The organism is Arthrobacter sp. HS15c, from assembly GCF_040812005.1.
Classification (GTDB): Bacteria; Actinomycetota; Actinomycetes; order Actinomycetales; family Micrococcaceae; genus Arthrobacter.
On sequence record NZ_JBFOHM010000008.1, the window covers coordinates 249,669 to 275,414 of the forward strand.

Annotated in this window: 24 protein-coding genes; 9 read left to right on the plus strand and 15 right to left on the minus strand. The window is 66.6% G+C overall.

Going from position 1 to position 25,746, the window contains the following annotated elements:
- Nucleotides 1–53: 53 nt before the first annotated feature.
- A complete protein-coding gene (locus ABV518_RS15240) occupies nt 54–1,331 on the minus strand; it encodes an ABC transporter substrate-binding protein (RefSeq protein WP_367768125.1) in 1,278 nt (425 codons plus the stop codon).
- 339 nt (nt 1,332–1,670) lie between these two features.
- Here ABV518_RS15240 and ABV518_RS15245 point away from each other — a divergent pair, with 339 nt between their 5' ends.
- From ABV518_RS15245 to ABV518_RS15255, 3 genes are all read left to right on the plus strand, one after another.
- The gene (locus tag ABV518_RS15245; RefSeq protein WP_367768127.1) at nt 1,671–2,624 is read left to right on the plus strand and encodes a 1,4-dihydroxy-2-naphthoyl-CoA synthase; all 954 of its coding nucleotides are present in this window, start codon (nt 1,671–1,673) and stop codon (nt 2,622–2,624) included.
- A gap of 12 nt (nt 2,625–2,636) precedes the next feature.
- Complete coding sequence (locus tag ABV518_RS15250; protein ID WP_367768129.1) at nt 2,637–3,845, plus strand: AMP-binding protein; 1,209 nt, start codon at nt 2,637–2,639, stop codon at nt 3,843–3,845.
- An 80-nt stretch (nt 3,846–3,925) separates the two neighbouring features.
- Nucleotides 3,926–4,807 (plus strand): 1,4-dihydroxy-2-naphthoate polyprenyltransferase, encoded by an 882-nt coding sequence (locus ABV518_RS15255; RefSeq protein ID WP_310165894.1) that lies wholly within the window; start codon nt 3,926–3,928, stop codon nt 4,805–4,807.
- Here ABV518_RS15255 and ABV518_RS15260 read toward each other — a convergent pair.
- Nucleotides 4,804–5,160: a DUF4229 domain-containing protein gene (locus ABV518_RS15260; protein ID WP_367768131.1), complete on the minus strand. Its 357-nt coding sequence runs from the start codon at nt 5,158–5,160 to the stop codon at nt 4,804–4,806. The two genes, ABV518_RS15255 and ABV518_RS15260, sit on opposite strands and share 4 nt — an antisense overlap.
- Before the next feature lie 57 nt (nt 5,161–5,217).
- On the opposite strand from ABV518_RS15260, the gene ABV518_RS15265 reads away from it, so the two are divergent.
- Both ABV518_RS15265 and ABV518_RS15270 read left to right on the plus strand, forming a co-directional pair.
- A complete protein-coding gene (locus ABV518_RS15265; protein ID WP_367768133.1) occupies nt 5,218–5,688 on the plus strand; it encodes a PLD nuclease N-terminal domain-containing protein in 471 nt (156 codons plus the stop codon).
- A gap of 5 nt (nt 5,689–5,693) precedes the next feature.
- Complete coding sequence (locus ABV518_RS15270) at nt 5,694–6,344, plus strand: hypothetical protein (protein ID WP_367768134.1); 651 nt, start codon at nt 5,694–5,696, stop codon at nt 6,342–6,344.
- On the opposite strand, the gene ABV518_RS15275 is transcribed toward ABV518_RS15270, so the two are convergent.
- The 10 genes from ABV518_RS15275 to ABV518_RS15320 form a co-directional block, all read right to left on the minus strand.
- The gene (locus ABV518_RS15275) at nt 6,341–7,828 is read right to left on the minus strand and encodes a dynamin family protein (protein WP_367768135.1); all 1,488 of its coding nucleotides are present in this window, start codon (nt 7,826–7,828) and stop codon (nt 6,341–6,343) included. The two genes, ABV518_RS15270 and ABV518_RS15275, sit on opposite strands and share 4 nt — an antisense overlap.
- Entirely contained in the window at nt 7,825–9,765 is a 1,941-nt protein-coding gene (locus tag ABV518_RS15280; protein WP_367768305.1) for a dynamin family protein, read from the minus strand. The genes ABV518_RS15275 and ABV518_RS15280 overlap by 4 nt, the downstream gene beginning before the upstream one ends.
- Nucleotides 9,766–9,920: 155 nt before the next feature.
- Nucleotides 9,921–10,994, minus strand: a complete 1,074-nt coding sequence (locus ABV518_RS15285) for an IniB N-terminal domain-containing protein (protein ID WP_367768138.1) — start codon at nt 10,992–10,994, stop codon at nt 9,921–9,923.
- 165 nt (nt 10,995–11,159) lie between these two features.
- Nucleotides 11,160–13,295 carry a LuxR C-terminal-related transcriptional regulator gene (locus ABV518_RS15290; protein WP_367768140.1) on the minus strand — a complete coding sequence of 712 codons (2,136 nt, stop codon included), beginning with the start codon at nt 13,293–13,295 and terminating at the stop codon, nt 11,160–11,162.
- Between the two features lie 3 nt (nt 13,296–13,298).
- Nucleotides 13,299–15,521, minus strand: a complete 2,223-nt coding sequence (locus ABV518_RS15295; RefSeq protein ID WP_367768307.1) for an Hsp70 family protein — start codon at nt 15,519–15,521, stop codon at nt 13,299–13,301.
- A gap of 113 nt (nt 15,522–15,634) precedes the next feature.
- The gene (ccsB, locus tag ABV518_RS15300; protein WP_367768143.1) at nt 15,635–16,759 is read right to left on the minus strand and encodes a c-type cytochrome biogenesis protein CcsB; all 1,125 of its coding nucleotides are present in this window, start codon (nt 16,757–16,759) and stop codon (nt 15,635–15,637) included.
- Nucleotides 16,759–18,504, minus strand: a complete 1,746-nt coding sequence (locus ABV518_RS15305; RefSeq protein ID WP_367768146.1) for a cytochrome c biogenesis protein ResB — start codon at nt 18,502–18,504, stop codon at nt 16,759–16,761. Before ABV518_RS15305 ends, ccsB begins: the two co-directional genes overlap by 1 nt.
- Entirely contained in the window at nt 18,504–19,259 is a 756-nt protein-coding gene (locus ABV518_RS15310) for a cytochrome c biogenesis CcdA family protein (RefSeq protein WP_367768149.1), read from the minus strand. The genes ABV518_RS15305 and ABV518_RS15310 overlap by 1 nt, the downstream gene beginning before the upstream one ends.
- Before the next feature lie 15 nt (nt 19,260–19,274).
- Entirely contained in the window at nt 19,275–19,853 is a 579-nt protein-coding gene (locus ABV518_RS15315) for a TlpA disulfide reductase family protein (RefSeq protein ID WP_131134946.1), read from the minus strand.
- Between the two features lie 35 nt (nt 19,854–19,888).
- Nucleotides 19,889–20,569: a histidine phosphatase family protein gene (locus ABV518_RS15320; RefSeq protein WP_367768153.1), complete on the minus strand. Its 681-nt coding sequence runs from the start codon at nt 20,567–20,569 to the stop codon at nt 19,889–19,891.
- A 202-nt stretch (nt 20,570–20,771) separates the two neighbouring features.
- On the opposite strand from ABV518_RS15320, the gene ABV518_RS15325 reads away from it, so the two are divergent.
- The 3 genes from ABV518_RS15325 to ABV518_RS15335 all read left to right on the plus strand — a co-directional run bounded on the left by ABV518_RS15325 (nt 20,772) and on the right by ABV518_RS15335 (nt 23,295).
- Nucleotides 20,772–21,320, plus strand: coding sequence for a YceI family protein (locus ABV518_RS15325; protein WP_367768156.1), 549 nt, complete (start codon nt 20,772–20,774; stop codon nt 21,318–21,320).
- Nucleotides 21,321–21,506: 186 nt separating this feature from the next.
- On the plus strand, nt 21,507–22,205 hold the full coding sequence (locus tag ABV518_RS15330) for a hypothetical protein (protein ID WP_367768159.1): 699 nt from the start codon (nt 21,507–21,509) through the stop codon (nt 22,203–22,205).
- Nucleotides 22,206–22,443: 238 nt separating this feature from the next.
- Entirely contained in the window at nt 22,444–23,295 is an 852-nt protein-coding gene (locus ABV518_RS15335) for a hypothetical protein (RefSeq protein ID WP_367768162.1), read from the plus strand.
- Nucleotides 23,296–23,392: 97 nt separating this feature from the next.
- On the opposite strand, the gene ABV518_RS15340 is transcribed toward ABV518_RS15335, so the two are convergent.
- Together ABV518_RS15340 and ABV518_RS15345 are read right to left on the minus strand one after the other, a co-directional pair.
- Nucleotides 23,393–24,151 carry a redox-sensing transcriptional repressor Rex gene (locus ABV518_RS15340; protein WP_367768165.1) on the minus strand — a complete coding sequence of 253 codons (759 nt, stop codon included), beginning with the start codon at nt 24,149–24,151 and terminating at the stop codon, nt 23,393–23,395.
- 90 nt (nt 24,152–24,241) lie between these two features.
- Nucleotides 24,242–24,496: a glutaredoxin family protein gene (locus ABV518_RS15345; protein WP_367768168.1), complete on the minus strand. Its 255-nt coding sequence runs from the start codon at nt 24,494–24,496 to the stop codon at nt 24,242–24,244.
- 89 nt (nt 24,497–24,585) lie between these two features.
- On the opposite strand from ABV518_RS15345, the gene ABV518_RS15350 reads away from it, so the two are divergent.
- Entirely contained in the window at nt 24,586–25,404 is an 819-nt protein-coding gene (locus tag ABV518_RS15350) for an HAD family hydrolase (RefSeq protein WP_367768171.1), read from the plus strand.
- A 97-nt stretch (nt 25,405–25,501) separates the two neighbouring features.
- On the opposite strand, the gene ABV518_RS15355 is transcribed toward ABV518_RS15350, so the two are convergent.
- Complete coding sequence (locus ABV518_RS15355) at nt 25,502–25,600, minus strand: AURKAIP1/COX24 domain-containing protein (RefSeq protein WP_003792170.1); 99 nt, start codon at nt 25,598–25,600, stop codon at nt 25,502–25,504.
- Nucleotides 25,601–25,746: the final 146 nt, after the last annotated feature.

Sequence of the window (25,746 nt, forward strand, 5' to 3'; positions counted from 1 at the left end):
GTGCCGGGTTTCCCCGGCGTCACCGTAGAGCTCAATGTTGGATTAGCCACCGATCAGGCACCGTTGTAGAGCTTCACGATGTTTTCCACCGTGGTCTTGGCGTCCTGGCTGCCGCCGAGCATCTTGACGGTTTCCTCCCGCAGCGGGTCCCCGGAAAACGGTGTCTCCGCGTAGGCCTCGGCCACCACGCGCTTGATGGCGTTGTCACCCTTGGCCTCGTTGCCGGCAATCTGCTTCTGGTACAGCTCGAAGGAGGACTGCTGGAACGGGTAGTCAACCTTAAGGTCTGCCTTGACCGGCAGGTACCCGCCAAGCTTGGCGAACTCCGTGTAGTTGGCGTCGTCGTAGAACCACTCGATGAACTTCTTGGCTTCCTCATCGGCGCCGGTGTCCTTGAAGGCGATCATGAATCCGCCGCCAAGGTTGGTGGCGTTGGCTTCCTTCTTGGGCAGCGGCACGGACATCCATTCGAAGTCCTTGATGTTCTTGTTGAAGTCGGCAACCTGCCAGCTGCCGGAGTAGTACGCGGCAACCTGGCCGCTCTTGAACATGGCGTTGCCGTCCTCGCCGCTGAGCCAGACGGCCTTGGGCATGGTCTTGTCGTCGTTGAGCTTCTGGAAGTATTCGAGCGTTTCCACGGCTTCGTCGTCCGCTGCGTACTTGTCGCCTTCCTTGGCGAAGGCGCTGCTCCCGAATTCGTACATCATGGCGCGCAGGCGGTGGCCGGAGCGGTCCATCACCACGCCGTACTTGGCGCCGGCCTTCTCGCGGACCTCGTTGACGGCAGCGACGAACTCGTCCCAGGTCCAGGCGTCCTCGATGGCCGTGGGGAACGCCACTCCGGCCTTGGCGAAGAGGCTCTTGTTCACAAACAGCCCGACGGCGGTGAGGTCGGACGGGATGGCCGGAATGGTTCCGTCCGGGGCTTCCTGCAGGAACTTTTCGTCGATCTTCCGGGACTTGGCGATGTCCGTGAGGTCCTGGAGCTGGTTGACCCACAGCGGGTCGAGGCCGGTGACGCGGGCCAGGGCCGGGAGGTCGTTGGCGGTGGCGGCGTTCTTGAGCTTCGTGGTGATGTCCGCGGTTGGAACGTCCACTACCTCGATGGTGATGCCGGTGGCTTCCTTGTACTTGGCGGCGGCTGCGGCGAACGCCCCGCCCTGGTTGGTGTCGCCGGAAAGGACCAGCTGAAGGGTTTTGGCCCCGCCGTCAGTTGTACCGCCTCCGCCGCCCCCACAGGCTGAAAGTCCGACGGCGATGGCTGAGAGGCCAAAGGCCGTCAGTCCGAACTGCCTGCGGCTGATGCTGGAGATTCTTGTCTGCTCTGACAATGCTCTGTCCTGTCTCACGATGCGTGCCGTGCCTGCGGGGCATGGCTGGAAGATGCTGGCGGCGGGCCCGGAGGCCGCAGTGCCAACGATTCGGAAAAGCCTTTCCTCCCCCAACTGTGATCCATGTCATGACAATATGTCAAGATAACGTACACACAATTTCCAACGATGGAGAAGGGAGTGCCTACCCTGCCGGCCGGCCCGCCGCCGTCGTAGTTTGGACGCATGGGACTGAATATTCAGACTGCCGCGGATTGCTTGAACCTCCACGCTTCGCGGACTGCCGGGCCGGGACAGAGGGGATTCTGCATCAGCTGGGCCGATTACTAGACTTGTCCGGTGAGCAACCAATTCCCCGCCAAGGTGTCCGACGTTTTTGATCCGTCCCGCTGGCGCACAGTGTCCGGCTTTGACGACTTCCAGGACATGACGTACCACCGCCAGGTGGAGCGTGCCGCGGATGGTTCCGTCACCAGGGACCTGCCCACGGTCCGGATCGCCTTCAACCGGCCGGAAGTACGCAACGCCTTCCGCCCCGGAACCGTGGACGAGCTCTACCGCGCCCTGGACCACGCCCGGATGACCCCGGACGTGGCCACCGTCCTGCTCACCGGCAACGGCCCCTCCCCCAAGGACGGCGGGCACAGCTTCTGCTCCGGCGGGGACCAGCGCATCCGCGGCCGGGACGGGTACCGCTACGCCGACGGCGAGACCCAGGAAACGATCGACCCCGCCCGCGCCGGCCGGCTCCACATCCTGGAAGTCCAGCGGCTGATCCGCACCATGCCCAAGGTGGTCATCGCCGTCGTCAACGGCTGGGCGGCCGGCGGCGGCCACTCCCTGCACGTCGTCTCCGACCTCACCATCGCCTCCCGCCAGCACGGCAAGTTCAAGCAGACCGACGCCACGGTGGGCAGCTTCGACGCCGGCTACGGCTCGGCGCTGCTGGCCCGCCAGATTGGCCAGAAGACAGCCCGCGAAATCTTCTTCCTCGCCCGCGAATATTCCGCCGACGACATGGTCCGGATGGGCGCGGTGAACGAGGCCGTGGACCACGAACGGCTTGAGGACGTGGCCCTGGAGTACGCCGCCGACATCGCCCGGCAGTCCCCGCAGGCCATCCGCATGCTCAAGTTCGCCTTCAACCTCGCCGACGACGGCCTGGCCGGCCAGCAGGTCTTTGCCGGCGAGGCCACCCGCCTGGCGTACATGACGGACGAAGCCGTAGAAGGCAAAGAGGCGTTCCTGGAAAAACGCGACCCCGACTGGTCCCGTTTCCCGCACTACTTCTAAGGCAGGACTCCCATGAACATCGGACCCATGAATATCGGCCCCGTAGACATCGACCCCGCCCTCAAGGCGCTGGCCGCCGCCCTCCACGGTGAGGGACCCGCCGTCGAACTTTCCGTCGGCGACGACGGCGGCCTGGTGGTGGGCCATGTGGAGACCCCCGGCTGCGACGACGCCGTGGCCGTGGTCCGCACGTCCGGATCCACCGGGACCCCCAAAGCCACCATCCTCACAGTGGAGGCACTGGCCGCTTCCTCCATGGCCACCGCGTTCGCGCTCAAGGGAGAGGGCCAGTGGCTGCTGGCCCTGCCGGTGCAGTACGTCGCCGGCGTGCAGGTCCTGGTGCGTTCCCTCTTCGCCGGCACCCGCCCGTGGGTGATGGACATGTCGCACGGTTTCACCCCGGAGGCCTTCACCGCGGCGGCCCTGGAGCTGACGGACAAGCACCGCTACACCTCCCTTGTCCCCACCCAGCTGCAGCGGCTCCTGGAGGACCCGTCCCCGGAAACCCTGTCGGCGCTGCGGCGCTTCAACGGGGTCCTTCTGGGCGGCGCCCCGGCGTCAGCTCAGCTCCTGGACGCGGCACGCGAAGCCGGAGTACGGGTGTTCACCACGTACGGTTCCGCTGAAACCTGCGGCGGCTGCATCTACGACGGCTACCCGCTGGAAGGCTCGGCCGTCCGGATCGCCGAGGACGGCCGCATCCTCCTGGGCGGCGACACCATCGCCGCCGGATACCTGGACGCCCCGGACCAGACCGCGGATGTCTTCTTCGAGGAGGACGGCGTCCGCTGGTACCGCACCAGCGACCTCGGCAGCCTCGACGCCGACGGCCGGCTCACCGTCCTCGGCCGCGCCGATGACGTGATCATCACCGGCGGCGTCAAGGTCTCCGCGGCGCACGTGCAGGAAGAACTGGAGAAGTCCGACGGCGTCACGGCGGCTTTTGTGGCCGGCGTACCGTCCGCGGAGTGGGGGCAGGCCGTGGCCGCCTATGTGGCCGTCTCGCCTGGGTTTGCCGCAGCCGCCCCGGGCGATGCCGCAGGTCATGGCGCATCCGGCGGGGATCCCGCCGTCGTCCTTGAACAGGAATGGCACCGGACGCTGGGGCTCCTCGCACCGAAAACCGTCCTTACCGCCCCGGAGCTGCTGATGCTGCCCAACGGCAAGCCGGACCGCCTGGCCATGACCGGCCGGCTCAATTCCCTGCACCAGGGAAAGTAAAGTAGTCCTGCACCGGCCGCGGCTTCGCGGCCGGTGCGTCACCGATTCGCCGAACCCCGACCCAACACGAGGTACTTACCGTGGCCACAGCCGCACAATGGATCCAAGGCGCCCGACTCCGCACACTGCCGGCGGCGATCGCCCCGGTGCTGATCGGCACCGCAGCAGCCTACGAAATGGATTCGTTCCTGCTCTTCAACGCGGTCCTGGCCGCGCTCGTGGCGCTGCTCCTGCAGATCGGTGTCAACTACGCCAACGACTACTCGGACGGCATCCGCGGCACGGATGAGGACCGGGTGGGCCCGCTGCGCCTCGTCGGGTCCGGCGCCGCCCAGCCCGAGCACGTCAAGTATGCGGCCTTCGGCGCGTTCGCCGCCGCCATGGTGGTTGGCCTGGTGCTGGTGGTGATCACCCAGAGCTGGTGGCTGATCCTGGTGGGACTGGGCTGCGTGATGGCCGCCTGGGGCTACACCGGCGGCAAGAACCCCTACGGCTACATGGGCCTGGGCGACGTTTTTGTGTTTGTCTTCTTCGGCCTCGTGGCCACGCTGGGCACCACGTACACGCAGGCCGGTCAGATCAACCTTGCGTCCATCATCGGCGCGATCGGAACGGGGCTCATCGCCTGCGCCCTGCTGATGGCCAACAACGTCCGCGACATCCCCACGGACATCCAGGCCGGCAAGAAAACGCTGGCGGTGCGCCTCGGCGACAAGCATGCCCGGGAAAGCTACGTGCTGATGCTGGCCGTGGCCATCCTGCTGGTGATCATCCTGGCGCCGGGGCGTCCGTGGATGCTGATCGTCCTGCTGCTCATCCCCGCTTGCCTGATGCCGGCCTGGCTGATGATCAACGGGCGCAAGCGCAAGAGCCTCATCCCGGTGCTGAAGCAGACCGGCCTGATCAACCTCGGCTACAGCCTGCTGTTCTCACTGGGACTGGTGCTCAGCCACGGCTTCTAGCTGTTGGTGCCCTTGGGTTCCGAAGGCTTCGGTTCCGGGGGCTTGGGGCCTGCCGGCTTGGCATCCGTGCTGATGGTGACGTCCGGGTTGCTGTCCACCAGGGCGTCCTCGGCCTGCGCGTCGTCCACCTCACCGGCGGTGCGCAGCGGCTTGGCCTTGCCGGTGAACCGGCGGCGCATGGCCGCGGTGGCGTCGTCGCGCTGTTGCTGGAAGAACAGGTAGCTGACCGCGAACGCGATGCCGGCGGCGCAGATGACGGACATCACTGCCCCCAGGCCCAGGTAGAGGAACAGCACAAAGAGCGGCGCGAACAGCGCCAGCCGGATCAGGGAGTATTTCAGGAAAGCCACCATCCAAGTTTAGCCGTCCTGCCTGAACGCCCGCCCCGTCCGGACGATAGACTTAATGCCATGCTCTTCCGTGTGGTTCTCGCCGTCGCAGTACTCGCCATCTTTGTGTATGGCCTGGTGGACGTGATCCGCACTGACGGACGCCTCACCCGGGGCATCTCCAAGCCCGCATGGATCATCGTGATGATTGTCCTGCCGGTGCTGGGCGCCATTCTGTGGCTCCTGATCGGCCGTCCACGCGGCAATCCGCCGGTCCGGCAGAACTACAGCCATCCCACCGCCCCGGACGACGACCCCGATTTCCTCCGCAACCTCGAAGTCCGCCGCCGCAACCAGGCGGAGGCCTCGCGCCTGAAGAAGCTCAAGGATGAGCTGGAGGCAAAGGCCGACGGCGGTTCTTCCGGCGCCGGTCCGGACGCCGGCGGCCGTGGGTCGGGCGGGACCGGTGGGACGGGCGGCGCCGGCGGCGGAGCGGCCGGCGACGCCAGCACCGGGGATGCTGACACGCACGATACCGACGAACGGAAGTAGCACCCGTGGCTCACGAACCCGACGGAGAACAGCAGCTGCGGACCACCCGGCCCGCACCCCCGTCAGGTGAGCCAGCCGCGTCACCAGGTCCCGCCCAGCCTGCCCCTTCCCGGCCATCCGGTCCGCCCGCGCCGCCGCCGCGTCCGGGCCTGAGCTATTCCTCACCGGCGCCCATTGTGGTGGCGCCTCCCACGCCGCGCGCAATCCGCGCGGCCGGAACGCTCTGGGTGTTCAGCTTCGTCGCCGGTTTCGCCGTGCTTGCAGGTTCCTTCCTCACCCGTGATTCACACCTGGAACGGCTGCGGGCAGTAGTGGACGGGATGGCGCCCGGGGGCGACGCCGATGCCCTGACGGCCGCTTCGGCGATTGTCTTCTGGGGCAGCATGGGCACCATGCTGCTGGTGATCCTCCTCGAGGCGGCCGCCCTGGCCATTGTCAACGCCCGGCAGGGCTGGGTCCGCTGGCTGATGATTCCGCTGCTGCTCGTCCATGTGGGCGCGGTGCTGGTGGCGGAGGCCTTCCTTGTTCCCGAGGGCGACGGCGGCAGTTATGTCTGGCTGCTGTGGGGGACCCAGATGCTGATGGCATTCGTGGGGCTGGTGCTGCTGTTCATGCCTGCCAGCAATGCCTGGCTGCGGTCGCGGAAGCGGGGCTAGTGGTTCAGCTGCAGGGCGGCGGACTCGGCGAGGACGCCTTCGCAGCTGCGCATGACCACGCGGCATACGTCCTGCCCTGAACGGTCCGTCAGGGGACTTTCCGAGACCAGCCGCCAGCGGCGCAGGCATTCGCGGGCCGCGGCGGTGACCGCCTCGGGCGTGGCCTCCGGTTCGAGGCCCAGCCGGAGATGCGCCGCGGTGCCGGCGCCGCCGATCAGTATCTCGGCTTCGTCCGCCAGATCCTCGTTGAGTGACGTTCCGGTGGTGCGCAGGGTAGCGAGCAGGCGCAACTCCCGGAATTCGTGGGCGTTGACCTGGAGCCGTTCCAGCGCCGCCGCCAGGTGTCCTGCGCCTTCGGGCGGCGGCGAGGTCCGGAGCAGGGTTTCCACGCCTACCAACGCGGTGCGTGCCTTCAGGGCGTCAGCGCGGGAATGGAACTGGCGGGCCACCATGGCCAGCAGCGGGTCAAGGCCGCTGCGCCTGGCAAGTTCGTGCGCCAACGGTGTGGGATCCGTGAACCCCGCCCGGATCAGGACCACACCCAGCCTGATCCCGAACAGCCCGAACCGCGCCAGCAGAGAGGCCCTGGCTTCGGCGCCAAGGCCCTCCGGCACGCCGGACCGCAGGAACCTGTCCGCAGAGATCAACCGCTTCTCGCGGGCCGCCCGGTCCATGCCGGCTAGGAGGGCCAGCGATTCGAAGTCGGACTGTCGCATGCTCCGGGCACTCTGCGCCAGGAGGCCAGCCACCGGGACCACCCCCAATGCCAGCTTTCGCAGGCTGTGGTCCCGGCGATACCGCTCGGCGATATCCCCGGCAGAGAGCAGGGAATCGATCCGCCCCGCACCGATCTCGTCGGCCCTGGACAGCACGGCCAGGGCATTGACCGTGCCGGATCGGCCGGCTTCGGTGTCCCGGAACGACTCCAGGAACCGAAGGTCGGAGGCATGCATATGCCGCATCAGGTATATAATCGCGTCGGCCTCTGAGGGCGAGTCGCCCGGCGTGAGGAAGCTGACGGACCGGGCAGAAACATCCTCGGACAGCGACGCGATTCCCGGTGTGTCGATCAGGGTGACGGCCCGCAGGCTCTCCGAAGGCCATTCCACGACCAGGCGCTCCACGTCCTGGGCACGTTCGGTCCCCAGGACGAATACCAGCCGCCCGTCAACGCGCTTCAGGGGCAGCGTGCGCGGCTCACCGACTACAGGATAGAGGGTGATCCGCGGCGAGTGCCCATACCGGTACCAGGTGACGATGCGGGTGCATTCGCCGGTGTCGGTGGGCGCGATCTCCTCGCCGATGATGGCGTTGAGCAGGGTTGATTTGCCGGCTTTCACCATTCCCGCCACGGCAACCCGCAGGGGCTCGGCAAGCCTTGTGGCGTAGCCTTCCAGGGCTGCTGTCGCCGCAGGGTCATCGCGGTACAAGGCGCGTGCCTCCCGGATCAGGTCAGCCACTCCGGCGCTGGTAGCCTCCGTCATCCGGCCACCACTGCTGCAGGGGCCGCCGGTGGCGTGGCGGCCGGTGTGCCTGCGGGCTTCACCGTTGCTTTGGCCGTCACCGATTTGGCTGCCACCGGCTCGGCCGCCACCGATTCGGCTATGCGGTGCAGGGCATCCACGCGCTTGAGTTCAGCCTTGATGTCCCGGATCCGCATCTCCCTTTCCAGCTTGTAGGTTGTGGCGGCCTTCTGTGCGGCGGCCACAGAGTCGGAGAGCGAGCGGTGGTGCTCTTCAGCGATTTCGGTGAAGTGGTCGCGGGCGGAGCGTTGAACCAGCCGGAGCCGGTCCTTGAGCTGCTTTCCTACCTGGAACACCACGTCGTCCAGCTGGCGGCGAACCAGGGTCTTCGCCTCTGCCTGCCTCCGCTTGAGCCTGGCCTCTTTGTCTTCCCGGTACGCCTTGCGGCCCAGCAGCAGTCCGGCACCGACGGACAGCGGATTGATCAGCGCCATCCCGAAAATCCCGGTGAGAAGGCCAAACATCAGCACACCGCCATAGGACCCGCGCATGCCGATCAGGACCTTCTGCATCGGATGGATCTTCCCGTCATCCAGCCGGGGCATGTCGTCCACGGGATCCAGGACGTCCCCGGTGTCCGATACGCGCAGCACAGGGAGAGCAACTTCCTCCTCGGAAAAGTGCTCAGCCACCTGTGCTGCGAGCCATTGCGACCGTTCGCTCGTCCAGACAAACGTGTCCGAAATTGCGGCTGCCGCGCATTCTTCCAGCCATTTCGAGAACTGTGGCCAGGTGGGACCCGGGTCGCCCAGGTCAATGGCGGTCTCGGCCTCGCGCTGGATCCGACGCAACCGATCCCGGAGGTCGTATTCCATGTCGGCTATAAGATCGCCGATGCCGTCATTCAGGGTTATCTGCCAGCGCGCTGATCGCTTGCGCAGGTCGTCGGCCTCAAGTTTGGCAGCTTCCAGCCCGGCGATCATCGCGGGTGTTCCTTCCGGGTCCTCCAGCGCCGCCAGCTCCGACTGAAGGGACAGGCGGAGGTTGTCAGTGACCGAGAGGAGGTCCTGACTCACCGAGCGGCGTTGGATCCGTTCGGCTTTCCCCACAATTTCGTTCCGGAGGTGGCCGATCAGGCCCGGGAAGCCGGACTCCGTGTTGAGTTCTCCGTCCTGCAGCCGGGCGGCTTCCAGGCGGAGATCCGAGGAAACCGGGAAAAGCGGGATGTCCGGCGACACCAGGGAGAGGTGGCCCCGGTCCAGGTCGGCAACCCTGCGCCATTCCGGGTAAAGGTCGGTCTTGGACAGCACACCCGCCACGCTCGGCGTGATCCGCATGGCCTGCTTCAGGAACCTGATCTCCGGTTCGGTGTATTCCTGGGAAGCGTCCGAAACGAGCAGCATGGCATCTGCCGTGGGCAACGCGGTAAGGGTGGTCAGTGTGTGGCTGGACCCCAGGCCGCCAACGCCGGGCGAGTCAACGATGGTCAGGCCGTCTGCCAGCACCTTGCGTGGCAGGAAGACTTCGGCGGCCACGAGTTTCCTGGCGTTGCCGGGGTTTCCGCGTTCGGAAACATAGGTGGCGAGTTCGGCGATGTTGACCGGCTGGCGTTCGAGGGCGGCCTCGTCGCCGGGTTCCACGTCAGCCCGCGGCAGGAGGACGGATGCCGACGCCGGATCACCGTGCCGGACCAGCGTTGGCACCGATGTGGCGATGTCGTCGTCGACAGGGCACACCGGGGCGTTCACCAAAGCGTTGATGAGCTTGCTTTTGCCTTGCTTGAATTCACCCACCACTATGACGCGGATGCTTGGGTCCTGGAGCCTGCGGAGCGTCTGGTCCAGGCGCTTGCGCAGGTCGGCGCGGTCTCCGGCGCTGACCAGTTCGATGCCCTGTTCCACAAGCGTTGCCAGTTGTGCCGCCGTGGGGGGCGTCGAGGGCCTTGCCGGTCCTGCCAGGTCTGGCGTCTTTGCCAGGCCCCCGGGGATTGGTGTTTCAGCCACTGGCAGTCCTTTGCAACAAGTTTCGAAAATGGACGTTGGTTCCCGTGAGAAGTCCCCGGCAGGTGTGCTGGGCCACCTGCCGGGCACTCCCGGTACCCCGGGACTGGCCGCTACAGAGTTACGTCATCACCAGCAACGACCGAATCTTCAACATCGACGTCGACATCCACATCGGTGTTGGTCGAGTTGTCCTGGAAGGAGTCCTCGATCTCCACCTCGGTGCTCTCATCATTGAACGAGTCGGCAACAGCCACCTCAGTCGAGTTGTCCTGGAACGAGTCCTCGATCTCGACCTCCGTGGTGGTGGAGTTGTCGGAGTTGTCCGTGAACGTGTCCTCGATTTCGATGGAGTTGTCGGAGTTATCCGTGGTCGTCTCAGTGGAGTTGTCCGAGTTGTCGTTGAAGGAATCCTCGACGTCGACGTCCACATCGGTCTCAGTCGAGTTGTCCGAATTGTCGTTGTACGAATCGTTGATGGAGTTGTCGGAGTTATCCGAGTTGTCCGAGTTGTCGTTGAAGGAATCCTCCACGTCGACGTCCACATCGGTGTTGAAAGAGTCGTCGATGTCGGTGTCCGCGTTGCCGATGTTGACATCGCCGCCGGCGTAGATCGAGTTGTCCGTCGAATTGTCCGTGGAGTTGTCGGTGTTGTAGGAGTCGCGGATGTTGTTGGAATCCGAAACGTCGGCGTCATCGCCGGCCGCTATGGCACGGTCACCGGAAGCAACCACCGAGTCGTTGTCGAACCACTGCCGGACGTCGCCGTCGGCCCAGATGTTCTGGTTCACGGACTGGTCGGTGATGGTGTCGCGGTCATCCACCGTTGAGGTGTAGGAGTAGTTGTTGACGACGTGCTGCAGCTGCTGGACAGCGTGCGCGTGGTCATCGTGGTGTCCGCCGCCGCCGTGGGGAGGCGGAGGAGGAGTGGCACCGCCACCGTTGTGGCCGGTTGCTGCGCCGTTGCCGCCGGTGTTGTACTCCCGGTCGAAGGACGAGTGATTGAGGGTGATGGGTGCGTAGTCCAAAACAACCGGCATGGCGGCATCGACATCTGCAGAGCAGACGTCGCCGAGGCCAGCGTTACTCAGCGCCTGCTCCGGGTCGTCCAGGAACTCCTGTGCCGCTTGGTGGTTTCCGAAAAGGCTCATCAGGAACTGGACGAGCTCGTTGGCGAGTGTAGGCATTGGGTGTCCTCAAATCTTCTCTGAGTTGTGGATGGCCTGGCGTCGTTTACCGGGCTTGAATCAAACGTACGGTCCCACCCAAAGACCGGGCATCGGGTCACTTCCCCCTACCGTCCTGTCCCCTGCTAGGGGATCGCCGGCGGCCCCGTTAGGGGTACTAGGGGCTTACTCCCGTTGGGGGTTTTCGGCCCCGAGGGCAAGCCGCAGCCGGACCAGCAGGTCGGAGCGGTTTTCGGCTCCGAGGCGGCGGCGGATCCGGGCAATGTGGTGTTCAGCGGTCCGCGGGGAGATGTAGATGGCTTCCCCGATCTCGCGATACGTCTTGCCTTCCAGCACCAGTCTCGCCACTTCTTTTTCGCGCTCACTCAATCCGCCGCCGTCCGGCGGCTGGCTGCCGTTGCTGTCCGCAGTGGGAACGCTGCGCGCCTCCGACGGTCCGGACGCGCCCGTGCCGGCCGAGCTTCCCTGCGGGTGCAGGTCCCTGGCGCAGGCCAACAGGCGCACCATGTCCTTGCGCTCGTCCGCCCGGGCCGCGGCGTGCCCGGCAAGGCGCGCACCCTCCCACGGCATTCCAACGGCGTTCAGGCCCCGTGCGGCAGCCTCCACATCGGAGGCCAGGAAGTTTGCTGCGAGGACCGAAACCCAGGCCTTGCCGGCGGCAGCGAGCACCCACGCGAGATGGCTGTGGTTCGCCGCCCGGGCCAAGGCAGTGGCATGCGGTGCCAGGTCTGCCGGGCTCTCGTTCAGCAACGCCGCCTGGACGCCTGCCCAGTGCAGCGGCACCGCCCACAGCGGGGGGTCGCCAAGACGGTGCAAGAGCTTCCACGCGTCGTCCAGGTAATGCGACACCCGCCTTGTCTCCCGGAGCCGTGCGGCTGTAATCATCAGTTCGCCCCACGGCAGCAGGCTGTACAGGTCTACGGACGTGTGCAGCATGGCTTCCCGGGCGCGTTCCCACGCCAGGACCAGGCCGTGGACTTCGCCGCTTCTGCGTGCGAGGCCCACCTCCAGGGCTGAGCACAGGAACTCATCGCGTGGGACCAGTGGCCAGTGGTTGGCTTTTGAGGCTTCGTTGATGGCCAGCCGGGCGTCCTCGGGGTTGTCCTGCTGCATGGCTGACCACGCCTGGAGCAAAAAGAGCCTCGGCTTGGCTGCGTCGCCGCCCTGGCCTGCGGCGACGGCTGCCCGCACGATGGTCTCCGCCAGGTGCGGTTCACCGCTGTGCAGGGCCACCAGCGCAGCGAGGCTACCGGGTGTATCGGGGAACGGGACCGATGCGCCTGACGCGTTCATCATGTCGGACGCATGGATCAGGAGGGGAAGCCCCTGGTGCGGGTCCCCGGCCAGCGATTCCAGGACGCCCTTGGCCGTCTGGGCCTGCGCCACGGCCAGGAGCGTGGGAGACGCCGGAGACGAGCCGCTGGGGAACATAGACTCGGCTCCGGCGCGGTTGCCGCAGCCGATCATGGCCACGGCGGCAGCCGGCGCGGAAGGTCCCATCTTTCCCGCGCCGAGCCAGCTGTAGACGTCCGCGCTGCGGCCCAGCATTCCCCGCTGCGCCCACACGGCAGCAGCGACGTCCACAGCGAGCCGGAGGTCGGGGGGTTCGGGGCGCACGAACAGGCCCTCGATGATGCGGTCCGCGGTATCCAGGTCTCCGGTGGCCGACGCGGCATGCGCGCGGCGGGCCGCAGTGGCCCACTCATCGGCGCCCGCCAGGAGTGCCTCGTCATAGAGCTGGGCGGCCAGGCCCGGATCGCGCTCGAGAGCCTTATTTCCGGCCCCTTCCAGGTCCGCCGCTACGCGGGGGTCAGCGAGGCCGCTCCGTGCCAGTTCACGGGCGAAGTCGCCGAGCGGGCGGCCCTCCGCGGCGAAGCTTCCTACGAGTTCGCGCTGCAGCGCGTGGATCCTGGCTGTGGGCGTCAGGGTCAGGAGTGCATGCTGCGCAGTCCCTACGACGGTGCCGTCAGGCAGGAGGAGCCCGGAGGCTTCGGCCCTTGCCACAAGGGAATCGAGGCTCTCGACGTCCCCTCCCGCCACCTTCCGTCCGAGTTCCGCGGGCAGCGGGCCGGGAAGGCTGAAGCCCACCGACAATGCCAGCAGGAGTTCCCGGACAGCGGCGTTCTCGCCGCGAAGCTGCTGCGCCATGTACTGCGGACTGCCCGGGGACAGCAGGTCCGTTTCGGGCCGGGCTGACGGCTCGGCCGGTTCCGGGCCGTAAGCATACGACGGCGGAAGGTGCGTCCCCCGCCGGTGGCCGTTGAGGAGTTCCCGGGCTGAGGGCTGATCATCGCCTGCCATGTGTCAGATCACCGGCTCTAACGGGACCTGGTCAGCAGTGGGTTCCGGCGCAGGCGGCTCGGTGGTCGGGTCCGGCGCGGGCGTTGTCGGGTCGGGCGCAGGCGTTGTCGGGTCGGGCGGCGGCGTTGTCGGATCAGGATCCGGCACTGGCGTCGTCGGATCCGGCGCGGGCGTCGTTGGATCAGGATCCGGCGCGGGTGTCGTCGGATCCGGCGCAGGCGTCGTCGGGTCGGGCGCCGGCGTTGTCGGGTCTGGGTCCGGCGCAGGCGGATCCGTCGTCGGGTCCGGCACAGGGTCAGTGGTGGGGTCAGGATCCGTTGTCGGCGTTTCCGTGGAAGTACCGGATCCGCCGGTCCCCTGTGCTGGATCGGACATTGCTACACCCGTTCCGTCTGGTGTGGTTCCTGCCGCGCCGGCACCTTCACTGCCTGCGGACCCTGATGCGGGCGGGCTGTCGGATGGCCTGCTGGTGGGCGATGCCGCTACCTCGAACCCGGCCGTAGTGGAGAGCTGGTCCGTAGACTTCTTGGCGCTGGCTTCAAGGCCCCTCAGCGGAGCCTGTGCCCCGCCCGCGGCGCCGGCCGCAGCTCCGGCTGCACCAACGCCTGCCGGAGCCGGGCCACCCGGATCCGCGGCGGCGGCCGCCACTGACCCGTTCGCTGAGCTCACTCCCGGCGGTGAGAACATGGCAGTGAGGCTGCCCAGCCCCACGGGACTTTGTGCAGTCGTTGCAGTGAGGACGGTCAGCATGGCCGCCGCGGCTGCCACTGCCGTAAGCCGGACGGTGGGCCGCGGGCTGTGCTGTCCGGCCTTCGCGCCAGGTGCATGGGCCCCGGCATGGGCGCCCGAATGCCCCCTGGCACCGACGGTCAAGTCGCCGGTGCCAGCCAAGGAGCCAAAAGCTGCCCCGGGCTTCCGGGACCAGCTGGCACGGCGGTTGTCCCCGTGCGGCTCAACGTTTGTCAGGGCAATGGTTGTCAAGGCAGCCTTTGGAAGGGTTCCCTTGGAGGCGGGATCCATGGCGGCTACGGCAGCGGCCAGGCCCGCGCTGATATCCCAGTCCGTGACGGAGGCCTCCGTCACGGCCGAGACCACCGCAACCGGCCGGACACGAAGTGCGGCCACCGCTGCACCCAGGCAAATGGAGGACTTGGGGTCAGCGTCCACGGCGATGGGCCGGTCCAGCTGTTCCGAAATGAGCTGGGCCACGAGCGGAATCCGCGAGGACCCGCCGATCAGGAGTACCGCGGTGAGGTCATCCGCCCCGAGGCCGAGCTCGTCGAGGGAACGTTCCAGGGCGTCCACCGTCTCACGGATGGGTTCCTCGATCATGGCCTCAAGTTCGGAGCGGACCAGCCGCACCTGCTGGTGGACGGCGGGCAGGAACACGGAAATGCTGGCCTCGCTGTCGGCCGAGAGCGCTTCCTTTGCTTCCACGCATTCACGCCTGAGCCGGGCCAGCGCCGCCATCGCCGCCGGGTCGGCGGGGTCGAGGGCGGTTAACGCTTCCCCGGTGTGGGCCGCGACGTGGCGGAGGACCGCCGCGTCGAAGTCGGCGCCGCCCAGGCCTTCGATCCCTTCGGGCCGGCCGAGGAATTCAAAGCGGCCGGCGTCGGCCTTCTTCAGGATGGCCGTGTCAAAGGTGCCGCCGCCAAGGTCGTAGACGGCGATGGTGCTGCCGTCCTCCACCCTCACCTGAGAGGCGTAATGCAGCGCTGCCGCCTCCGGTTCACTGACCAGCATGACGTCGTTGAGGCCCCGGGCGGTGAGGGCTTCCTGGATGACGGCGATCCGGTGGCCGCCCCAGGCTGCCGGATGCGACAGGATGATCTGCGACGGCGGTTCGCCTTCGCGTTCCGCGGCCCGGTCAACCACCCAGCCGGCCATGGTGGCGAAGACTTCTTCCGCCGGCAGTGAGAGGGTGCCCACGGCGATCGGGACGTTGTCTCCGATCCGGCGTTTGAATTCCCGCACCACCCGGTCCGGGGAATCGAGGCCGCGGCGTTCCGCGGACTCCCCCACGAGGATGGGGCCTTCCTCCGGGTAATAGATCACGGAGGGCACCGACGTTCCGCGGAGCCCCAGCGGGAGGCTCTCCGGAACAGGCGGGGCAATCCGGTCAGTACGTGCTATAGCGGCGGCGGTAAAACTGGTCCCGACATCAATGGCGAGAACGTAGCTCATGGGCACCTCAGAAAAACGCAGCATGCCGTCCGCGAGCTTCATCACAGACGAGCTTCCACCAAGGTAGCATTACCGATTCGCCGGCGACACCCTTATTGCTACACCGATTTTACTTTCCCCCGCGCCGGAATGGCGTCCGGCAAAGAAGCCCCTGCTCAGAGGCCCGAGTAGGAGTGCAGGCCATTGAAGAACTGGTTAACAATGGTGAAGTTGAAGATCACACAGAGGTAGCCAACGATCGAGAGCCAGGCCGCGCGGGTGCCCGTCCAGCCGCGGGTGGCGCGGGCGTGCAGGTAGCCGGCGTAGACCACCCAGATGACAAACGTCCACACTTCCTTGGTGTCCCAGCCCCAGAACCGGCCCCAGGCCTTCTCCGCCCAGATGGCACCGAACATCAGCGTGAACGTCCAACCGATGAAGGCGATGGCGTTGATCCGGTAGGACAGGTTTTCCAGGCTGAGCGCCGACGGCACCAGCCGCATGAAGCCGAGCTTGTCAGCGCCGCCGGCGGCAACAGTCTTCTGCCGGTGCGCCTGGACAAGCTGCAGCGCGGACATGGCGAATGTGAGGGTGAAGAGGGCCGAGGACATCACTGCGATGGAGACGTGGATGATCAGCCAGTAGCTCTGCAGCGCCGGAACCAGGTGGCCCACCGGAGTCCAGTAGGCCACGGAGGCGGCCACCAGCATGATGATGGCCAGGCCGACGACGAACGTACCCAGGAAGCGCAGATCGCGGCGGATCAGCACCAGCAGGAACACGGCAACGGCCACGAAGGCACCGGTGGTGAGGAACTCATACATGTTGCCCCATGGCACCCGGCCTGCGCCCAGGGCCCGGGTGATGACCCCGGCCGCGTGGATCAGCACACCAAGGACGGTGAGCGCGACGGCGACGCGCGCCGGGACGCGGCGTTCCGCTGCGTAGCGCATGTCCGCGTCAGCGGTCTGTCCCGCACCTGAGGCGCCGCCGGCCTGCTTGGCGGCGGACGACGTCGGCCGTTCAGCCCGGCCCGCAGGTCCGGCAAGGTGCGACTCGGTCCTGTCAGTGCCGGCAGGAGCGCCCGCGCCGGCACCCGCCGTACCTACCCCTGCGCCGACGGGGACCTTTGATGCGGTCTGCTCTGCCTCGGCGGCTTTAAGGTCAACGGCGCGCAGCGCCTTGCTGCTCTTCGCCAGGTCCCAGGCGAAGGCGATGAAGGCCACGGTGTACGTGCCGGCGGCGAGCAGCATAAACAGCTCGCTGTACTGGCCCATGGTTTCGTTGATGGCGAAGGGCATTACTGGTCCTTTTTCGGCCCGGTGGGGCCAGCTGGGGTGGAGACAGAGTCTGCGCCATTATCGTCCTGGCGGCTGGGAGTTTGCTGGGTGCCGGCGGAGCGTTCCGCGCCATCGTCCTCGGCAGTCAGCTGCCACTCGTCGGAGAGAAGCTTCCTGATCGCTGCCGCCTCGGCGGCCAGGCGGTGGTCCTCGCCGCGGGCGAGGAGTCCGTATTCCACCATGGTCCGGCCGTCCTCGTGGGAACCAGTGCGGACCCAGACGCGGCGGCGGTTGACGTAGAGCGAGATGATGAGGCCGCCCACGGCGAGCAGGGCGAAGATGAGGGCGTACAGCTGGCCGGGGTTGTGGTGGATGTCCACGCCCACGTAACGCTTCACGCCGTCGAAACTGATGGTCCCCTTGCCATCCGGCAGGGTGTAGCTCATGCCCGGCGCCAGGGTGATGCCACCGGCGTCCAGGTTGCGGGCGTTCAGCGGAGTCAGGTCCTTGACGTCCAGTTCGAACACGTTCTGCGGGGCGCCGTCATCCAGGCCAAGATCCCCGTAGAAAGAGTTCAGGGTCAGCTGCGGGTTGATCAGCTCGGGGTCCCCGCTGAAGGAGACGCCTTCCTCGGTGACGAACGCGGTGGGGAGGAAGAAGCCTGCGAAGCCGAGCTGGTCGGGCTTGGCGTCCGGCACCTTGATCACCACGGAGGAGTAGTAGTTCTCGCCCTGGAGCTTGGCCACCACGGGCCCCTGCATGGCCACGTTGCCTTCACCGTCGCGGATGGTAACCACGGGGGCGTAGCCGTTGCCCGTGAGGTAGATGCTCGTGCCGCCCAGGGTCACCGGATCGTTGACCTTCAGGACCTCCTGCTTGGCGGGCGAGTCGGGTGTTTCCTTGGTGGTGACGTCCGCGGTGAAGTCGATGGGCTGGCCGAACTTCCCCTGGGATTCGCGGTCGAACGTGACGGCGAACTTGTCCAGCTGGATGGAGTACGGCTGCAGCTGGCTGGACTGGAAGTTGGTGCCGGGGGTGAACTGGTCGTAGCCCACCAGGGTGTTGACGAAGGTGTCTCCCTCCACCAGGATGCGCTGGCCGCTGTAGCCGAACAGGCCACCCACGGCCACGGACACCAGGACCCCGATCAGCGAGGTGTGGAACGCCAGGTTCCCCACTTCTTTCAGGAAGCCGCGCTCGGCCCCCAAAGACGGCCGCGCGCCGTCGTCGTCCCTCACCTCCACGCGGTAGCCGCGCTTCCGGAGCAGCCCCGCGGCGCTGCGGATGGCGTCCGACGCCGGGAGGCCGGCGTCGGCGGGAACCACCAGTGTGCCGTACTCGGGGAGGCGGGAGAGCCGTTTGGGGGTGCGGGGCGGCTGGGAGCGCAACGCTTTGTAGTGCGCGATGGCGCGCGGAACCACGCAGCCGATCAGGGAGATGAACAGCAGGATATAGATGGCCGAGAACCAGGCCGAGGAGTAGACGTCGTAGAGCTGGAGGGTGTCCAGCAGCTTCCCGTAGTCCGGGTTGTCCTTAATGTATTGCGTCACGATGGACGGGTTGGCCGGGCGCTGCGGGAACAGCGAACCGGGTACCGCCGCGACGGCCAGCAGCAGAAGCAGGAACAGTGCCGTGCGCATGCTGGTCAGCTGCGTCCAGGCCCAGCGCAGCATCCCCACCGGCCCAAGGGCGGGCAGGGCTGCCTCAGCCTTGGCGGCGGCGACGGGGGCCGGGGACAACTTGTTGGATTTCACGCGCTCGCTCATCAGATCGGCAACTTCACATCGGTTTGGAACCAGTACTGCAGCCCGGTCACCCAGGTGCCCCAGACTCCGCTGGCCATCAGAAGGCCCAGCACAATCAGGATGCCGCCGCCGGTGCGCTGGATCGCCAGGCGGTGCTTGCGGAAGAAGGACATCACACCCATGCCGCGCCGGACCGCCAGGGCAATCAGCAGGAACGGAATGCCCAGGCCCAGGCTGTAGACAAAGGCCAGGAAGGCGCCCTTGGCGGCGGAGGAACCGCCGGACAGGCTCAGGAGCTGGACCGCGGAGTAGGTGGGCCCGATGCACGGGGCCCAGCCCAGGCCGAACGTGATCCCCAGCAGGGGCGCGCCCCACAGGCCGGCCGGAGGCTTGGCGTGGATCTTGGCGTCACGCTGCAGCCAGCCGAAGCCGCCCATAAAAACGACGCCCATGATGATCACCAGGACCCCCAGGAGCTGGGTGATCCAGGCGTTCTGGGAGCCGGTGATCAGCGTGCCCAGCTGGCCGAAGGCGCCGCCGAGCAGCACGAAGATCAGGGAGAATCCGAGCACAAAGAGTCCGATGCCGGCGAGCATCCGGCCGCGCTTCTGGCGTTCGAGGTCCACGCCGCTCAGGCCGGTGACATAGCCCAGGTAGCCGGGCACCAGGGGCAGCACACAGGGCGAGAGGAAGGAAACCAGGCCGGCCAGCAGCGCCACCGGGATGGCAAGCAGGAGCGAGCCGTTCAGGATGGCTTCGGCGAAGGGGCTGTTCACGGTCCGGGGCCGCCGCTACTCTGCCACGGCGGCGGTAATGAGGGCTTTGAGGGTGCCCTTCTGGATTTCACCCAGCACGCGGGAGGCAACGCGGCCCTGCTTGTCCAGGACCAGCGTGGTGGGGACGGCGCCCGGCGGGACCAGTCCGGAGACGGCCAGGAGCACGGCGCCGTTCTTGTCGTCGAAGCTGGGGTAGGTCAGGCCGAACGTTTTGTCGAAGGCCTCGGCGGTGGCTTTTTCATCGCGGAGGTTGACGCCGAAGAACTGCACGCCCTGGTCTGTGAACTCCTGGTGCAGCTCCTCGAGGATGGGCGCTTCCACCCGGCAGGGGGCGCAGGCGGCAAACCAGAAGTTCAGGACCGTCACCTTGCCCTGGAAGTCTGCGGGGGTCACCGCGGTGCCGTTAAACAAGGTGCCGTTAACGGCGACGGCGGCCTTGCGGTCGGCGGCGGCGAACTCCGTCACCGAGCCGTCGCCGGCAACGTAGTTCTTGTTGTCTCCGGCTTTGGCCTGCTTGGCGAGGGCGTCCTCCTGGGCGCAGGCGGACAGGCCAAGGGTCAGGGCGGTCAGGGCGGCGCCACCCGCGGCGAGCATGCTGCGGCGGGAGGTTTGGGGGTTATACGTCACTGTCAGGCTCCCGGGGTGGTGGCGGCACCGGGAAGAAGGGCGGCAGCAGGCTCACTGTACTCAACGCGCAGGAGGGAGCCGTCGTCGTCGAACACCAGCGAGGTGATGGACGTCAAAGTGCACTCGCGCTTGCGCGGATCGTGCCAGAGCGGACGGCCCTCGGCGCTGAGGCGGGTGGCCCAGATGGGGAGCTGGTGGCTGACCATGATGGCCTCGGGCCCGTTCGTCCCGTAGTCATCGCCGGCCAGTTCGATGGCACGGAGCCTGGCATGCTCAACTGCGGCCCGGACGCGGGCCGCCTGCGCCTTGTAGGGCTCACCCCACGACGGCTTGAGCGGGTTGACCAGGTGCGGCCAGTGCTTGGGCTTCCGGAGCTCCGCCTTGGTGACCTTCATGCCTTCGAAGTAGTTCTCGGCCTCGATGATGCGCTCATCCGTGTGGATCTCAAGGTGCAGGGCTTCGGCCGTGGGTGCGGCCGTCTCCTGCGCCCTGACCAGCGGCGATGCCGCGAGGTAGGTGATCCGCGCACCCTGCGCAGCACGCTCGCTGAAGTGCGCGGCGAGGGTCTGCGCCATCTCCCGGCCCAGCTCGGAGAGGTGGAATTCGGGCAGCCTGCCGTACAGAACGCCGTCGGGATTGTGAACCTCGCCGTGGCGGAGCAAATGGACAGTGGCTTGGGGCATGTTTACCAGTTTCTCAAAGATGGCGTGCTATCCGAAATCTTCTACATCCAGTAGAACTGAAGATTTTCAAAAAATGTTCCGGAAGCGGGAACAAAAGATGCAAATGCATGTTTATACTGGATGCAGCAGTTAGTTGAGACTTCAACAAATGAAGCGTCAACCTTTCGTAGTACTACCCGACACACTCCCAAGGAGAAACACCATGTCACTTCCCGCAGACGTCACCACCGGCACCTGGACCCTGGACAACTCGCACAGCGAAATCGGCTTCACTGTCCGCCACGCAGGCATCAGCAAGGTCCGCGGCCAGTTCAAGGATGCCGCAGCAACCTTGGACCTGGCTGACAACGTGGCCGACTCCAGGATCAGCGCCACCATCCAGACCGCAAGCTTCGACTCCGGCGACGTGAACCGCGACGGCCACGTCCGCGGCGAAGACTTCTTCGATGTGGAGAAGTTCCCGGAAATCTCGTTCGTTTCCAACGGCCTGGTGGCCAAGGGCAACACTTACGAGCTGACCGGCGACCTGACCATCAAGGGCGTCACCCGGCCCGTCGCGCTGGAAACCGAGTTCAACGGTGTGGCCGTTGACCCGTTCGGCAACACCCGCGCCGGTGTCTCCGCCGAGACCACCATCAGCCGCAAGGACTTCGGCCTGACCTGGAACGCCGTGCTGGAAGCCGGCGGCGTGCTGGTCAGCGACAAGGTTGCCATCAACCTTGAGCTCGCGTTCATCGCACCCGCAGCCTGATTTTCACACTCTCTAGTGCCCGGCCGCAGATCCTCTGGGATCCCGCGGCCGGGCACAGTACTTTAACTGCCAACGGCGGCCTCGCCCTGGCCGTCTGTCCGTCCTGTGGAAAACCCCCTGCTGTTCCCTGCGATTTCGCCCCGGATCTCCTAGATACCGGGGAATGCGCGGTCTACAGTGAGAGCCATGAGCAACCCTAGTGAAGTACCGCCGCCGCAGCAGCCGGGTGCGCAGCCGCCTGCCAGCAACGTTCCTCCCGCCGGCTACCAGCCGCCGCAGGGTTTCCAGCCGCCCCCGCAGGGATACCAGGCCCCCGGCCAGGCTTATCCCCCGCCGGGCCAGGCCTACCCGCAGCCAGGTCAGCCAATCCCGCAACAGGGGCCGCCGGGCCAGCCGGGTGGCTTCCACTTCGAGATGCCAACGGACGGCCCCCGGAACTTCAACGACGTGCTGCCCAAGGGCGGCTTCGCGGGAATGTTCAACGTGGCCGGACTGCCCACCGAGCTCAAAGTCTCCTATTGGATCTGGCTCATTGGCGGCATCCTGGGCGTCCTGGGCGGAGTCCTCGGACTGTTCGCGGCGCTGGCGTTGTTCACCGTTGCGCCCGCCGCCGCCATGGTGGTGCTCCTTCTGGTCCTGGTGGCGCTGGCCATCGCCGCCGCACAGATCGTCCTCGTGCTGAGGATGAAGGAAGGCAAGGAATGGGCACGCCTGGCCTTGACCATTGTTGCCGGGGTTTCCCTGGTCCTCGCCGTGATCGGCGGCAGCGTGGGCGGCGGCATCGGCAACAACTGGCTCGGATTCCTGATCAGTGCCGCGGCAACCGTGCTGATGTGGGTGCCCAACTCGCAGGCCTGGTTCGCCGCCGTCAAGGGCAGGGGCTGACCCGCCCCGCTTGGTCCGTTGACCCGAAGGCCGCAGCCTGGCGATCCAGCCGGGCTGCGGCCTTCCCAGCGCCTCCGGAGCTGCCACTGCCTGCGCACTGAATGACGCGGGAATACCTCTCCGGAATGACCCGCTCAGGAGCCGCCCGGGGGTACGGTGGAAGTAAGCCTTGCTGGGGGTAGGGCCAGTGCACCGATCCCGGCAGCCGATCCGCACTCCGACCTGAAAAGGACCGCTCATGAGCACGCCTCCTGTCCAGCCTCCCAACCCCAACGAGCCGGAGTCCGGCGGCCAGCCGGCTGCTCCCCGCTACGGCGAGAATGCGCCGCAGTTCGGCCAGCCCACGCCGCCCGCCGCGCAGCCCACGCCCCCGGCACCCCCCGCACCGCAGTACGGACAGAACGCTCCGCAGTACGGCGAGAACCCGCCGTCGTTCGGTCAGAACACCCCGCAGTACGGCGAACAGGGCTCCCCGGCGCCCCAGTACGGCCAGAACCCGCCGCCGTTCGGTCAGAACCCGCCGCAGGCCCCGGCCTACGGCCAGCAGCCCTTTGGCCAGCAGTACGGGCAGTCACCGTACGCTCAGTACCCGTCCGAGCAGCCGGCGGCACCAGGCAGCAACGGGATCCCCCAGCTGGTCAACATTTCCTTCTGGCTGCTGATCGCGTCCGGCGTTGTCTTTGTCATCTCCATGCTGATGGGCATTGGCCAGCTGGATGATCCGCTGATGCGGAGCACGTTTGAAGAGGCCATGCAAAGCGGCGGCGCCGCCGGCCAGGTCTCCTACGAGGACCTCAAGGGCGTCATCGCCGGCACCCTGGTGGTTTTTGCCATCATCGGGGCCGCGCTATACGCCCTCGTGGCCATCTTCGTCCGCAAGGGCAAGAACTGGGCCCGGATCCTCGGAACCGTGTTCGCGGCGCTGTCCGTCTTCGGCCTCTTCCAGGTGCCGAACATCGGAACACTGGGAACCCTGATGGGAATCGCAGCCATCGTGCTGCTGTTCCTGCCGGCCGCAGCCCCGTACTTCCGCAGGCAGCAGCCGTTTGCCAACCCGTACGGCCAGCCCGGAAACCCTTACGGCCGCTAGCCTGACGGTCTGCCGGAAACCATTCCAGCCAAGAACAACACAGACAACAACATCAGCAACCACACCCGCGGGCGTGGATCCCGGAGCCGCCGGATTGCTAGGCGGTCTGGCCCGGGGTCTGCGCCCGCTGCGCGTGGTAGGCCAGGATCTGGAGTTCGGTGGCCATGTCCACCTTGCGGAGGTTGACATAGTCGGGCACCTGGAGCATCACGGGCGCAAAGCTGAGGATGCTGCGGACGCCGGCGGCCACCACGCGGTCGCACACGCCCTGCGCCACCGCGGCGGGCAGGGCCAGGACCACCATGTTTGCGCCCGTGCGCTGCAGCACGGGTTCAAGGTCTGCGGCGTCGCTGACCCGCAGCCAGCCCACCTCATTGCCCACCACCATCTGGTCGGCATCAAAAATGGCCACAACATCGAACCCACGTGACTCGAAGCCGCCGTACCTGGCCAGCGCCTTGCCAAGGTTACCGGCGCCGACAATGGCCACCTTCCAGTCGTGGGTGAGCCCGAGCGCCGCGGCTATGTGGCGGCTGAGGTACTGGACTTCGTAGCCCACTCCCCTGGTGCCGTACGAGCCCACGTGCGAGAGGTCCTTGCGCAGCGTGGCTGAGCTGACGCCGGACGCCTCTGCCAGCGACTCAGAGGACACCCGCTCCACGCCTTCGGCCAGCAAGGTGTTAAGCGCGCGCAGGTACAGCGTGAGGCGGGCTACCGCGGCGGGCGGAATCTGCTTGGCCGCGGCGGTCTTGCCGTCCGCGGCGATCTTGCTTTCCTGCACGTCCGGCGCGTCCTGGCTGTCAACCCCGTCCGGGGCGCCATGGACAGCCTGGGGAGATGAATCCAGTGAACTCACTATCCCCTCCCTTGCGTCGCGTTGTGGTTCCACTCTAGAGCCCCGCGCCTGCTGCCAACAAAGCCGATGCCATTGCCCGGAACCGCGGCCCTACTGCGCCATGGCGCGCTGCAGGACGCGCTCCAACCGGGACTCGTCGATCTTCCAGAAATCGCGCTGGATCCCGTCCACCAGCACCACCGGGATCTCCTCGGCATAGCGGTCACGCAACCCGGGATCGTCGTCGACCCGCTGTTCCGTCCACTCAAGTCCCAGGGAGGCAGTCACCCGCCCGACGGCGTCGCGCGCGTCCGCGCACAGGTGACAGTCGGTTTTGGTGATGAGGACAACCTGCGGTCTTGCCATGCATTAACCGTATCGCCCTTTGGGGGCGGACAACGCGGCGCACAGCGCCGCGACAGTTGGGGCCTCCTGCATTGACTAGACTCGGGGACATGCCCGAGGAGAAGTACGTCGCTGTTGTCACGCAGCCGGTTGCGGCGCCGCAGACCGGCGAGGCGGCGTTCTTCGACGTGGACAACACGCTGATGAAGGGCGCCAGCCTGTTCCACGTGGCACGAAAGATGCACCAGCGCGGCGCATTCACGCTGACGCAGGCGGCAGGGTTCGCCTGGAAGCAATTCAAGTTTGTGACGCGCGGCGAGAACATGGACGACGTCCATGCGGTGCGCGATTCGGCGCTGAACCTGGCCGCCGGGATTACGGTGGAAGACGTCAAGGCCCTCGGCGAGGAAGTCTACGACGAAATGATCGCTTCCAGGATCTGGCCCGGAGCCAAGGCCCTGGCACAGCAGCACCTGCGCGTGGGCCGGAGGGTATGGCTGGTCACGGCCACCCCCATCGAAGTGGCAACCGTCATCGCCACGCGGCTTGGCCTGACCGGCGCCCTGGGCACCGTAGGCGAGATCGCGGACGGGATGTACACGGGGCGGCTCGTGGGCGACATCCTGCACGGCTCCGCCAAGGCAGTGGCTGTCCAGGGCATCGCCGACGCCGAAGGACTGGACCTCAAGCGCTGCTGGGCCTACAGCGACTCGTACAACGACATACCGCTGCTGACCCTCGTGGGCCACCCTGTGGCCATCAACCCGGACGCCAGGCTCCGCCGCCACGCCCGCGACAACAACTGGCCGGTCTACGACTTCCGCTCCGGCCGCCGCGCCGCCACGCTGGGCCTGAAGGCCGCCACCGCCGGAGGCGTTGTGTACGGCCTCTGGCGCGGCTTCTCCCGGATCCGCGGCCCCCGCATCTAACTGCCGCACCCCGGCATCCACGTAAGGCGTCCCCCCGACAAAACAAAATGCCCGCTGCCGGGAAGGCAACGGGCATTTTGTGCAGTTCGAAGTATCTCTACTTCTTATTGCGGCGCTGGTGGCGCGTCTTGCGAAGCAGCTTGCGGTGCTTCTTCTTGGCCATACGCTTGCGACGCTTCTTAATAACTGAACCCACGAAAGTTCCTCACAAACTAGATGCAGTACCTGTCTGCTGGAAAGGTCCGTGGACAGAGCTACAGACTGAAACAACCGACAGATTCTTACAATGACGTAAAACGTTCCTTAACAGGGTACCGCTTATCCGGGGCACCCACTGACAGT